Annotated in this window: 13 protein-coding genes and 1 pseudogene; 7 read left to right on the top strand and 7 right to left on the bottom strand. The window is 66.0% G+C overall.

Features of this window, described 5'->3' with window-relative positions:
- Positions 1-62 precede the first annotated feature (62 nt).
- Positions 63-1,034, bottom strand: a complete 972-nt coding sequence (locus A9W95_RS01055; RefSeq protein ID WP_067408806.1) for an NADPH:quinone oxidoreductase family protein — start codon at positions 1,032-1,034, stop codon at positions 63-65.
- 37 nt (positions 1,035-1,071) lie between these two features.
- Positions 1,072-2,070, bottom strand: a complete 999-nt coding sequence (locus A9W95_RS01060) for an oxidoreductase (protein WP_067408807.1) — start codon at positions 2,068-2,070, stop codon at positions 1,072-1,074.
- A 23-nt stretch (positions 2,071-2,093) separates the two neighbouring features.
- Here A9W95_RS01060 and A9W95_RS01065 point away from each other — a divergent pair, with 23 nt between their 5' ends.
- From A9W95_RS01065 to alsS, 4 genes are read left to right on the top strand one after another with little or no spacing between them, the layout of a single operon-like run.
- Positions 2,094-2,951: an oxidoreductase gene (locus A9W95_RS01065; RefSeq protein ID WP_067408808.1), complete on the top strand. Its 858-nt coding sequence runs from the start codon at positions 2,094-2,096 to the stop codon at positions 2,949-2,951.
- A complete protein-coding gene (locus A9W95_RS01070; protein WP_156745939.1) occupies positions 2,951-3,472 on the top strand; it encodes a GNAT family N-acetyltransferase in 522 nt (173 codons plus the stop codon). Before A9W95_RS01065 ends, A9W95_RS01070 begins: the two co-directional genes overlap by 1 nt.
- A gap of 27 nt (positions 3,473-3,499) precedes the next feature.
- Positions 3,500-4,267 (top strand): acetolactate decarboxylase, encoded by a 768-nt coding sequence (gene budA / locus A9W95_RS01075; protein WP_082982832.1) that lies wholly within the window; start codon positions 3,500-3,502, stop codon positions 4,265-4,267.
- 4 nt (positions 4,268-4,271) lie between these two features.
- Positions 4,272-5,942, top strand: a complete 1,671-nt coding sequence (alsS, locus tag A9W95_RS01080) for an acetolactate synthase AlsS (RefSeq protein WP_067408810.1) — start codon at positions 4,272-4,274, stop codon at positions 5,940-5,942.
- Position 5,943: 1 nt separating this feature from the next.
- Here the strand turns inward: alsS and A9W95_RS27585 are convergent, their stop codons facing one another.
- Together A9W95_RS27585 and A9W95_RS27590 are read right to left on the bottom strand one after the other, a co-directional pair.
- Positions 5,944-6,210: a DoxX family protein gene (locus tag A9W95_RS27585; protein WP_253851517.1), complete on the bottom strand. Its 267-nt coding sequence runs from the start codon at positions 6,208-6,210 to the stop codon at positions 5,944-5,946.
- Positions 6,211-6,219: 9 nt separating this feature from the next.
- Positions 6,220-6,357 (bottom strand): hypothetical protein, encoded by a 138-nt coding sequence (locus tag A9W95_RS27590; protein ID WP_253851518.1) that lies wholly within the window; start codon positions 6,355-6,357, stop codon positions 6,220-6,222.
- Between the two features lie 116 nt (positions 6,358-6,473).
- Here A9W95_RS27590 and A9W95_RS01090 point away from each other — a divergent pair, with 116 nt between their 5' ends.
- Entirely contained in the window at positions 6,474-6,917 is a 444-nt protein-coding gene (locus tag A9W95_RS01090) for an SRPBCC family protein (protein WP_067408811.1), read from the top strand.
- Positions 6,901-7,431 carry a TetR/AcrR family transcriptional regulator gene (locus A9W95_RS01095; RefSeq protein ID WP_067408818.1) on the top strand — a complete coding sequence of 177 codons (531 nt, stop codon included), beginning with the start codon at positions 6,901-6,903 and terminating at the stop codon, positions 7,429-7,431. The genes A9W95_RS01090 and A9W95_RS01095 overlap by 17 nt, the downstream gene beginning before the upstream one ends.
- Before the next feature lie 72 nt (positions 7,432-7,503).
- On the opposite strand, the gene A9W95_RS01100 is transcribed toward A9W95_RS01095, so the two are convergent.
- The 3 genes from A9W95_RS01100 to hisN form a co-directional block, all read right to left on the bottom strand.
- Complete coding sequence (locus A9W95_RS01100; protein WP_067408812.1) at positions 7,504-8,706, bottom strand: acyl-CoA dehydrogenase family protein; 1,203 nt, start codon at positions 8,704-8,706, stop codon at positions 7,504-7,506.
- 23 nt (positions 8,707-8,729) lie between these two features.
- Positions 8,730-10,121 (bottom strand): acyl-CoA dehydrogenase family protein, encoded by a 1,392-nt coding sequence (locus A9W95_RS01105; protein WP_067408813.1) that lies wholly within the window; start codon positions 10,119-10,121, stop codon positions 8,730-8,732.
- A gap of 76 nt (positions 10,122-10,197) precedes the next feature.
- Positions 10,198-10,992 (bottom strand): histidinol-phosphatase, encoded by a 795-nt coding sequence (gene hisN, locus A9W95_RS01110; RefSeq protein ID WP_067408814.1) that lies wholly within the window; start codon positions 10,990-10,992, stop codon positions 10,198-10,200.
- A gap of 40 nt (positions 10,993-11,032) precedes the next feature.
- Here hisN and A9W95_RS01115 point away from each other — a divergent pair.
- Positions 11,033-11,212, top strand: a pseudogene (locus A9W95_RS01115) (hypothetical protein); the annotation flags it as partial.

Genomic DNA, 11,212 nt, shown 5'->3' on the forward strand with positions numbered 1-11,212 from the left:
CTAAAAGTGACATTAGTTTCACTTCTGTATGGCGCACAAGGGTTGGCGGTACTGCCCGCGGATCAGTCCCGGATGCGCAACACGACTTTGCCTTTTGCGCTGCGGTTCTCCAGCGACGCGATCGCGGCAGCGGCTTGGTCCAACGGATAGACCACGGGTTCGGGCGGGGAAAGCTTGCCGGAGCTGAGCAACTCCTCCAATGCGGCCCACTGCTCGGTCAGCGCACCGGGGTGCGTTCCGGTCCACGCTCCCCAGCCAACACCGACGACATCAATGTTGTTGAGCAGCAGACGATTTACCTTGACGGTGGGAATTTCGCCACCGGTGAAGCCGACGACGAGCAGTCGACCGCCGGGCGCGAGCGAGCGCAGCGAATCGGTGAACCGGTCACCGCCGACCGGGTCCACCACGATGTCGACCCCTCGGCCACTGGTCAACTCCTTGACCGTGTCTTTGAATCCGTCGGCCAGTACCACGTCGGTGGCCCCCGCCGCGGTGGCGATGTCTCCCTTTTCCTCGGTGCTCACCACGGCGATGACGCGCGACGCGCCCAGCACGGAGGCCAGTCGCAATGCCGAGGTACCGATGCCACCGGCCGCGCCATGGACCAGCACCGCCTCACCGGCGCGCAATCGGCCCCGCTCGGTCAGCGCGAAGTACACGGTCAGGTCGTTGAACAGCACCCCGGCGCCCGCCTCGAAGCTGACATTGTCGGGCAGCTTGAAGGTGCGGTCCGGTGCGAGAATTGCAACCTCGGCCATGCCGCCGGTGAGCATGGTCAGCCCGACTACCCGGTCCCCGGGTCGCACGTGCGAGTCGTCCGGTGCCGAGCGGACCACTCCGGCGATCTCGGCGCCCAGCACAAACGGCGGGTCGGGCCGGTACTGATAGAGCCCGCGGGTGAGCAGCGCATCGGGGAAGGCGACCCCGGCCGCCTGCACCTCGACGACGACACCGTCGCCACTGGGTTCGTCAACCTCGGTCACCTCGACCGCGTCTGGACCATCGAGCCGAGTCACCCGTGCCGCGCGCATGCCACCTCCGTTGTCGAGAAACCCCGGTCGCCTCAATCTAGAACCCGTCGGCGACCCGCACCACAGCACGCCCGGTGAAGGCGCCTTCGCGTAGTTGGTCGAGCACGCCGACAACGTCCTTCACGTCGACCTCCGTGGTGATCTCGGCCAAATGGCGGGGCCGCAGCGAGTCACCCAGACGTGCCCACAACTCGCGTCGCGGACCGATGGGTAGCTGAACCGAGTCCATGCCCAACAAGGCAATGCCACGCAGAATGAATGGCATCACCGTGGTGTGCAGGGCCGGGCCGCCGGTCAACCCGCTGGCGGCTACCGCGCCGCGGTAATCGATGGCGCTGAGCACGGCGGCGAGGGTGGCCCCGCCGACGCAATCCACCGCGCCGGCCCAGCGGGTCTTGGCCAGCGGCCGCGGCTTGGCGTCGGGGTCGGCGGGCAGCCGACCGATAACCTCTGCCGCGCCAAGCTGTTTCAAGCGTTCCGCGGCCTCGGTCTTGCCCGTGGACGCCACCACCTGATAGCCGGCGCCGGCCAACAAGTCCACGCTGACCGTGCCGACCCCACCGGAGGCGCCGGTCACGACGACCGGGCCGGCGTCGGGCCGTACGCCCCAGTCGATCAGAGCCTGCACGCTCATCGCCGCGGTGAAACCGGCCGTACCGATGGCCGCACCTTCCCGCGGGTCCAGCGCGCCCAGCGCTACCACCTGGTCGGCGGGTAGTCGGGCGTATTCGGCGTAACCGCCGTGATGGCCCGTCCCGATTTGATACCCGTGGGCCAAGACGTGGTCACCGACCGCGAACTCCGGTGACTGGGACTCGACCACCTCACCGGTGAGGTCGATGCCCGGCACCACCGGATAGTTGCGCACGACGCCGCCGCCGGCGGTCAACGCCAGTGCGTCTTTGAAGTTGGCACTGGAATACAGCACCCGGATTGTCACCTCGCCGGGCGGGAGATCCGAGCGGTTCAGGTTCTCGACCGACGCGGTGATCCGGTCCTCGTCTTGGCGCGCCACCAGCGCACGAAACGTATCCATGCCTCCGACGCTAACCTCATGCCATGGATTCCTTCGCACTCGGTCGCTTCACCGTCGCCCGTATCGGCTTCGGCGCAATGCAATTGCCCGGCCCGGGCGTCTTCGGGCCACCCCGGGATCGTGACGAGGCGCTGGCCGTGCTGCGTCGGGCGGTCGAACTCGGGGTGAACCACATCGACACCGCCCAGTTCTACGGGCCCGACGTGGCTAACGAACTCATCCGCGAGGCGCTGCACCCGTACCCACACGACTTGGCGTTGGTGAGCAAGGTGGGCGGGCGCCGTGATGACGGGGGAGCCTGGCTGCCGATCGTCGATCCCGACGACTTGCGCCGCGACCTCGAAGCCAACTTGCAGACGCTCGGTGTGGACCAGTTGGCGGCGGTGAACCTGCGCCTGATGGACAGCGAGGGGCCGGATCAGCGCTTCGACGATCTGCTGGCAGTGATGATCAACGCCCGCGACGAGGGGTTGATCGGTGCCATCGGGCTCAGCGAAGTGACTCGCGACCACCTCCTGCACGCTCTCGAGCAGACCGAAATCGCTTGTGTGCAAAACGCTTTCAACCTCGTCGACCGGTCCTCGGCCCCGGTGCTACAGGAGTGCAGCGCGCGCGGTATCGCCTTCGTCCCGTTCTTCCCACTCGGGTCGGCGTTCGGAGAGACCAATCCGGTGCTGGGCAACGAGGTTGTTCAGCGCACGGCCGCCCAGCTGGGCCGTACGCCCGCCCAGGTCGCGTTGGCGTGGACATTGGGCGTGGCGCCCAATGTCCTGCTGATCCCGGGAACGTCGTCGGTCAGACACCTCGAGGAGAACATGGCGGTCGCCGATATCAAACTCGACGACGACACCCGCGAGCAGCTCAACGCCGTCGCGGCCTGATGCTGGTCCGTGCGGCCGTCGGTGACGATGCGGCCGCCTGCGTCGCGATCTACCGTCCGTATGTGTTGGACACCGTCATCAGCTTCGAGACGCAGGTGCCGACGGTCGAGACCATGGCGGCCCGCATCGCCGCCGCTGGGGAAACGCACGAGTGGTTGGTCCTCGAACACGACGGGGTGGTGGTGGGTTACGCCTACGCGCAGCAGTTCAACCCGCGCGCCGCATACCGGTGGTCGGTGGAGACGAGCGTGTACCTGGCGCAGCACCGCTTGCGCGCCGGCGGTGGACGAATGCTGTACGCCGAATTGCTACCGCGGCTCGCCGAACGCGGCTACCGGCGCGCGTTCGCCGGCATCGCGCAGCCCAACCCGGCGAGCAACAAATTTCACGAGGCCTTCGGGTTCTGGCCGGCCGGGCTCTACCGTCGGGTTGGGTGGAAAAGCGGTGCTTGGCACGACGTGCAGTGGTGGCAGCTGGACCTCATGAACGACGAGGTCGACCCGCCTCCGGACCTCGCGTGACGACCCGGGTAGCAAAGGAGACTCCAATTGCCGGCCTTTGACGAGCTGAGCGGGATGCGCCGCTGGGCTCATGCGATCCTCGACCATCACGGACGCGAGATCTACCAGACCTCGACCATGGGCGCGCTGCTCAACGGGGTGTACGAGGGAGATCTCACCATCCGAGAGTTGTTGCGCCATGGCAATTTCGGGCTCGGTACCTTCAACCGCCTCGACGGTGAAATGCTGGTGCTAGACGGCGTCTGTTATCAATTGCGCAGCGACGGCAGCGCCACCAAGGCCGATCTCGAGGAACGCACCCCGTTCGCCGCGGTGACCTGGTTCCAGCCGGACCGCATCATCGACGTGCCCCGGCCGTGCGACCGCGCCGAACTGAAATCACTGATCGACCACGCCTTGGACAGTACGAACCTCATGGTGGCCGTGCGGATCACCGGGCTGTTCCGTTCCCTTCGCACCCGCACGGTCACTGAACAGCACCCGCCGTACCGGCCGTTCACCGAAGCGACCCAGGACCAACAAGAGGTGACGTTCACCGACGTGCACGGCACCCTGGCCGGATTCCGGATGCCCGACTACGAACAGGGCATCTCGGTGGCCGGCTACCACTCACACTTCATCGACGACGAGCGCCGTCATGGCGGGCACACGCTGGACTACGAATTGGTGCGCGGGACGGTCGAAGTCGCCGTGCGCTCGGAGTTGCATCTCAGCTTGCAGCGGACGCCGGGTTTCCTGAGCGCCGACTTGGACAAGGGCGACGTGGACGATCAGATCCGGCGGACAGAGGGATGAGGCAATGACTGGCGATGCGGTTCGATCGGCGCAGCGGGTGGTAGAGACATTGAGCGCCTATGGAATTCGACATGTCTTCGGTGTCCCGGGCGCCAAGATCGACGCAATTTTCGACGCGCTGCTCGACAGCGACATCGAGTTGGTGGTATGCCGCCACGAACAGAACGCCGCCTTCATGGCGGCCGCGGTGGGCCGGCTGACCGGCACGCCGGGAATCGCGCTGGTCACCTCGGGCCCGGGCACCACCAACCTGGCGACCGGTCTGGTCACTGCTACCACCGAGCAGGACCCGATGGTGGCGATCTGCGGTGCGGTGGCGCGCGCCGATCGGCTCAAGCGCACGCATCAATCGATGGAAACGGTTGCGGCACTGAAGCCTTTCACCAAGTTCACCGGCGAGGTCACCGACCCCGACAACGTGCCGGAAGCGGTGGCCAACGCAATTCGCGCTGCCACCACGGTGCCGCGCGGTGCGGCCGCGGTGGTGCTACCCGCCGACGTGTCCAGCGCGTCGACGACAGCGGCCATCGTCCGGCCCACACCCGTGACCCGGCTCGGCGCGGCCCCGTCGGCGTCCATCGAGCAAGCGGCGCTGATGATCCGCGGCGCACGCAATCCGGTGTTATTCGTCGGCATCCGGGCCGGCGACCCGGCGCCGTGTGCGGCGTTGCGTGACTTGCTGGCCGCCACCGACCTGCCCGTGGTCGAGACCTTCCAAGCTGCCGGTGTGGTGTCCCGTGACCTGGAGGACCACTTCGTCGGTCGCGTCGGTTTGTTCCGAAACCAACCGGGCGACATCCTCATTGGGCAGGCGGACGTGTTGGTGACGGTCGGTTTCGACCCGGTCGAGTACGACCCTGGGCTGTGGAACACCGATCCGAGCCGGACCATCATTCATGTCGATGAGGTGCCGGCCGACCTGGACAACAACTATCAGCCGAGCTTGGAATTGCGCGGCGACATCGCCGCGACCCTGGCCGAGTTCACGCGACTGCTCTCCGGTCTGCGGTTGCCCGAGCCCGCCAGTTCAGCCGTCGCCGAACAGCGCGAGGCACTACGCCGAATCGACGACGAGGCAAGAAGCCATGCCCAAGGTGACGGGGGGCTGAATCCGGCGGCCATCGTGCTCAAAGTCCGGGAAGTCATCGACGACGACGCCACCATCGCCTGCGACGTCGGGTCGCACTACATCTACATGGCGCGGCACTTCCGGGTTTATCAGCCGCGCCGGCTGCTGTTTTCCGATGGGCAGCAGACGCTGGGAGTCGCGCTGCCCTGGGCCATGGCGGCGGCGCTGGTGCGCCCGGGCGGCCAAGTGGTGTCGATCTCCGGCGACGGCGGATTCCTGTTCAGTGCACAAGAATTGGAGACCGCGACCCGGCTCGGGCTGAGCCTCACCCACATCATCCTGCGCGACAACGCCTACGACATGGTGGCATTTCAAGAGCTGCTCAAATACGGCCGCAAATCCGGTGTGACGCTCGGCGACTACGACATCACCCAGTACGCCGGCGCGTTCGGAGCCAACGGAATTCGCGCGGACACGATGGAGGAGTTCACCGGCTCGCTCGAGCGGTCGCTGACCGCACCGGGCGTGACCATCATCGACGTGCCGGTCGACTACAGCCGAAACACCGAACTGTTCCAGGAACTACACGACGGGGTGGTCGACTGACTCACCCGGTACTTAGCCGCCGAGACGGCGGCCGCAGAGCCCAGGAGCTGAAAGTGAGAATGAGGAAGAACACCGGCCCGGCCGACGTGCGTATCGGGTCGCCGACCGCGAGGTGAGACACGACGGCGCCGGTGTAGACGATGATTGCTCCGGCGTACGCCCAATACTTGAGCCGCGGAAAGCCTGGAGCGAGCAACGCCAGCCCGCCCAGCGCGTACCAAACACCTAGCAGCACATCGAAATAGCTGGGATATCCGAGATGCTGCATCATGTCACGCTACGGGCTGCGCAGAATGCCCCACGTTCCGCCAAAGAGCATCTCGGACGCCAACACGACAGTCGTCACCCAATATGCGACGAGCTGACGGCGGGCACATGGGGTGGTTGTCGGCTTGGTCGGCGCGGGAGCGGTCATGTCGATGTCCTTCTCGATGAGTGGGGCGTAGCCGTCATCTACTCGACCGATGGCGGCCGCGAAATGTGACCGCGACAGCTCGCCTGCCTCGCCGGGATGAATGTACCATCTGGTACATGATTAATGAGTCGGAGATCACGATCGAGGCGCCCGCCGCAGTAGTCTGGGGTGTTTTCAGCGACGTGGAGCGCTGGCCGGAATGGACCGCGTCGGTCACGCGGCTCCTGGGTCTCGACGGGCCGGACCTGGCGGTCGGCAAGCGGTTCGAGATCAAACAGCCGCGCCTGCCGAAATTGGTGTGGGAGGTCACCGAGCTCATGCCCGGCGCCTCATGGACGTGGGTTCAGCGTGCGGCCGGCGGTGTGACCGTGGCCCGGCATGACGTCATCCCCGAATCACCCCATCGAACCGTGGTGCGACAGTGGCTCGAACAAGGCGGACCCATTGGCGCCCTCGTGGGGTGGCTCATGCGTGGAACGACAAGGCGCTACCTCGAATTGGAGGCCCAGGGCCTCAAGGCCCGAAGTGAACAGCGACGCGTCGATGGCCCGAGCGCCTGACCTCGAGCGGCGCCAGCAGCTGCTCGACGCGGTGGTCAAGGAATACGCAGAGCGCGGCATCGGTGACCGATCCCTTCGTCACCTCGCGGCCGCCGTGGGCGTCAGCCACCGCATGCTGCTGCATCACTTCGGATCGCGCGACCAGCTTCTGGTGGCCATCGTCGATGAGGTCGAGCGTCGGCAGCGAGCTCTGCTACCCGAATTGCCAGCCGAGCCTGCAGCGGCGGTGGAGGCTATGTGGGCTGACCTTCGCCGGCCCGAACTGCGGCCCTTCGAGCGGCTGTTCTTCGAGTGCTACGCCCGCGGTGTCCAAGGCGAGCAACCGTTCGTGCGAATGTTGCCAGGAGCGGTCGAGGCATGGCTCGTCGCGGCGGGTACGGAAGACCCCGCTCGGGCTCGCCTGGGCTTGGCGGTCATGCGCGGACTTCTTCTCGACCTGGTCGCCACCGAGGATCGCGCCGGTGTCGACGCCGCGGCGCAAGCGTTCGCCGAGCTGCTCAAAGCGGGCGGATAACCCTCCGGCGAGTAGTACCTCCGTGCGACGACGCCCGTCCCTGTTCCGGCTTCAGTGGCGATGAGTCGGACGCTATTTGAGCTCAGCCGACGACAATCCCAACAACCGGCGCGCGACCACCAATTGCTGGATCTGCTGGGTGCCCTCGAAGATGTCCAGGATCTTGGAGTCCCGCGCCCACTTCTCCAGCATCGAATGCTCCGAATAGCCCGTCGTTCCAGCCAATTCGACGGTCTTGCACGTGACGTCGCTGGCCATGCGGCCGGCTTTGGCCTTGCTCATCGATGCTTCTTTGGAGTTGGGAATGTTGTTGTCTGCCTGCCACGCCGCCCGCAAGGACAACAGGTAGGCGGCCTCCCAGTCGGCCTCCATGCGCAAGAACTCCGCCGCCGCGGCGGACTGGACGTGCCCCGGCTTGTCGTAGTCGATCTCCACACCGGCTTCGGTCAAGATCCTGCGGATCTCCTCCAATGCCGCCCGGCCGACCCCGACGGCCATCGCAGCGACGATCGGCCGGGTGTTGTCGAAGGTCTCCATGACGCCGGAAAATCCTTTGCCCACTTCGATTTCGGGGTTGCCGAGCAAGTTGTCCTTCGGGATGCGCACGTTGTCGAACCGGATCGCCGCGGTGTCGGAACCCTTGATGCCCAGCTTTCGTTCGAGGCGTTCCACCGTGACGCCGGGATGCTCGCGCGGCACGATGAACGACTTGATGGCCGCGCGGCCCTTCGACTTGTCCAGCGTGGCCCACACCACGATGTGCGTAGCACGGGAACCGGCTGTGACATAGATCTTTTCACCGTTGATGACGTATTCGTCGCCGTCGAGCTTGGCTGTCGTCGACACGGCGGCAGAGTCGGATCCGAATCCCGGTTCGGTGATGGCCATCGCGGCCCACACCTTGCCCAAGCGTTGCAGCTGTTCATCGGTGGCGACCGCAGAGATGGCGGCGTTGCCCAGCCCTTGATAGGGGATGGACAGCATCATCGCGACGTCACCCCAACTGGCTTCCAAGGTCTGCAATAGCGCGGCCATGTTGGCGCCGTTGTGGTTGTCCTCTTTGCTCTCGGTGCCGCGCAGCGCGTCGGCTCCAGCGAAGCTGAACGACTGCGAAGCGCCTTCGAAGAGATTGAAGAGCGTGTCGAGCTCCACCGGGTAGGCGTGCTCCTTGAGGTCGTACTTGCGGGCGATCGGCCGCATCAGCTCGGCGGCCCCTTGGTGGGTCTTGGTCATGACCGCCTGCAACTTGCGGGGGAGTTCCAGATTGATTGGCATGATTGATCTTTCGGCTAGAAGACTCAGATGACGACGACGCCCTCGGCCACGCCGATGACCCGCAGATCGCGGTACCAGCGCTCGACCGGGTGTTCCTTGGTGAAGCCGTGACCGCCGAGCAGTTGGACGCCGTCCAGGCCGATCTGCATGCCCTTGTCGGTGCCAAGGCGCTTGGCCAACGCCGCCTCTCGCGCGAACGGCAGGCCCTGCTCGGCGCGCGATGCGCCGCGCCAGGTGATCAGCCGCAGCCCGTCGAGCTCGATTGCGATGTTGGCGCACATGAACGCCACCGCCTGCCGGCGGGCGATTGGTTCGCCGAACGCTTCGCGCTCTTTGACGTAGGGAACGACGTAATCGAGCACTGCATGCGAGGTGCCGACGGCCAGTGCCGCCCAACCCAGCCGGGCCAACGCCAGCGCGTCGGAGTAGTCCTCGTCGGAGGCCGCGTCTTCACCCAGTCGCGCGGTGAGCGGCACCGAGACCCCGGACAGTTCGATCTGGCCCAGGGCGGCGGCGCGGATGCCCATGCTCGGGTCGGGTTTGACGGTCAGGCCTTTGGTGCCCGCTTCGACGATGAACAATGCCGGCTTGCCGTTGAGTTGGGCGCCGACGATGAACAGTTCGGCGTCAGCGGCCGCCGGCACCAGTGACTTGACACCGTCCAGCCGGTAGCCCGACGGCGTGCGCACTGCCGTGGTCTTCAGTCGGGTGGGGTCGAACAACGGGTGCGGTTCGGCGATCGCCACGCAGGCCTGCGGCACGTTCTCGCCGGCGAACTCCTTGAGGTAGGTGGCTTGCTGGTCCGCGCTGCCCCAATGCGTCAACGCCGCGGCCACCCCGCCGGGCGCCAGGATCGGCAGCGCCAAGCCCATGTCGCCGTATGCCAGCGCCTCGGCCACCAGCACGTTGGTCACGCTGGACCGGTGTTCGGCGATGCCGTCGAAGTCTTCGGGAATGTTGATCGCGGTGATGCCGAGTTCGGCGGCTTTGGCGATCAAGTCCGGCGGGTAGGTTGTCGCGGCGTCCGCGTCGGGAGCCGCCGGACGCAAGATCTCCGCGGCGAACTCGTTGACCGTCTCGACGATCATCTTCTGGTCGTCGTCGGGTCGCAGGTCGAAGTAGTCCTTGCCGCTGGCCTTGAGCCGGGTGGGCGCGCCGCGCAGGTTCTGCACGCGCTGGAACTGGCGCGACGTCTTGACGGTGGTGGAGAACAGGGTCTTGGTGCCGAAGCGCAGGCCTCGGTTGAGCGGACCCCGCAAGTTGTACTTGTCCAGGAAGTCCTGGCCCATGATCGGGGTCAGGAACGCGATGGCGAGGTCGACACCGGTCCGTTTGTGGGTTTCAAGCCCGACACCGTGGTCGCGGCGATTCTTGCGCGCGGGCGAGCCGGCCTTGGCGGGAAGTGTGTTGGTCATTTCAGCAGCCTCTGTCGTTGGGGCGATGCGAATAACCGTATCTTACTCCCGAGTAAGATAAATAGTCTCGTGTTAATTACTTCACATCGGTGCGCAACCGGCTCATGACCTGTTCATGCAGGTAGCCGTTGGTGGCCACGGCGCTGCCGCCATGCGGTCCGGCGGCCCCGTCCAGACTGCTCAGTCGCCCACCGGCCTCGCGCACCACGATGTCGATGGCGGCGAGATCCCACACCGACACCTCGGGTTCGGCGGCGATGTCGACCGCGCCTTCGGCCAGCAGGCAGTAGGAAAGGAAGTCGCCATATCCGCGCACCCGCCATACGGCGTCGGTGAGTTCGATGAAGCGGTCGCGCAAGCCGCGTTGAGCCCAGCCGGACAGGCTAGAGAACGACAGGCTTGCCGAATCCAGTTGTGTCACAGTCGAAACCGATATCGGTCGCGGCTGGGCGCCCTCGACGGAAGCGAACGCGCCCCGTCCGTGCGCTGCCCACCAACGTCGCTGCAGCGCCGGCGCGCTGACGACGCCGACCACGGGAACGCCGTTGTCGAGCAACGCGATCAGGGTTGCCCACACCGGCACTCCGCGCACGAAATTCTTTGTGCCGTCGATAGGGTCGAGGATCCACTGCCTTCCGGCGAAGGTGGCGGTGCCGCCGAACTCTTCGCCCAGAACACTGTCTTGGGGCCGCTCCCGACCGATCGCGTCGCGGAGGTGTGATTCGACCGCCTGATCGGCATCGGTGACCGGCGTCAGGTCCGGTTTGGTGTCCACGCGCAGATCCAGCGCCCCGAAGCGGGCGCTGGTCATCCGATCCGCCTGGTTGGCCAACTCCAGCGCGAAACGGAGATCGTCTTGGCTGACGTTCATCGGCGCCGCTTGGTCATGCCAGCAGTCCTACCATGGCCACGTGGGATGGGAATGGGGCGTGTTGCTCATATTGGTCGGGGTGCTGGTCGTATTTCTTGCCCCGCGATTCATACCGGTCGGCCCCCGAGGCGCGATGGCGAGCGGCACGCTGCTGGTGACGGGTGTCAGCGAGCGGCCGGATGCTCCAGGCGAACAGTTCGTCACCATCGCCGGCGTCATC

Origin of the sequence: Mycobacterium sp. 1423905.2 (assembly GCF_001673155.1) — a bacterium.
Classification (GTDB): domain Bacteria; phylum Actinomycetota; class Actinomycetes; order Mycobacteriales; family Mycobacteriaceae; genus Mycobacterium.

Coding starts and splice junctions, on each gene's coding strand:
- A9W95_RS01055 (WP_067408806.1), bottom strand. CDS start 1,034: ATGCGCGCGGCACGGGTGACTCGGCTCGATGGTCCAGACGCGGTCGAG.
- A9W95_RS01060 (WP_067408807.1), bottom strand. CDS start 2,070: ATGGATACGTTTCGTGCGCTGGTGGCGCGCCAAGACGAGGACCGGATC.
- A9W95_RS01065 (WP_067408808.1), top strand. CDS start 2,094: ATGGATTCCTTCGCACTCGGTCGCTTCACCGTCGCCCGTATCGGCTTC.
- A9W95_RS01070 (WP_156745939.1), top strand. CDS start 2,951: ATGCTGGTCCGTGCGGCCGTCGGTGACGATGCGGCCGCCTGCGTCGCG.
- alsS (WP_067408810.1), top strand. CDS start 4,272: ATGACTGGCGATGCGGTTCGATCGGCGCAGCGGGTGGTAGAGACATTG.
- A9W95_RS27585 (WP_253851517.1), bottom strand. CDS start 6,210: ATGCAGCATCTCGGATATCCCAGCTATTTCGATGTGCTGCTAGGTGTT.
- A9W95_RS27590 (WP_253851518.1), bottom strand. CDS start 6,357: ATGACCGCTCCCGCGCCGACCAAGCCGACAACCACCCCATGTGCCCGC.
- A9W95_RS01090 (WP_067408811.1), top strand. CDS start 6,474: ATGATTAATGAGTCGGAGATCACGATCGAGGCGCCCGCCGCAGTAGTC.
- A9W95_RS01095 (WP_067408818.1), top strand. CDS start 6,901: ATGGCCCGAGCGCCTGACCTCGAGCGGCGCCAGCAGCTGCTCGACGCG.
- A9W95_RS01100 (WP_067408812.1), bottom strand. CDS start 8,706: ATGCCAATCAATCTGGAACTCCCCCGCAAGTTGCAGGCGGTCATGACC.
- A9W95_RS01105 (WP_067408813.1), bottom strand. CDS start 10,121: ATGACCAACACACTTCCCGCCAAGGCCGGCTCGCCCGCGCGCAAGAAT.
- hisN (WP_067408814.1), bottom strand. CDS start 10,992: ATGAACGTCAGCCAAGACGATCTCCGTTTCGCGCTGGAGTTGGCCAAC.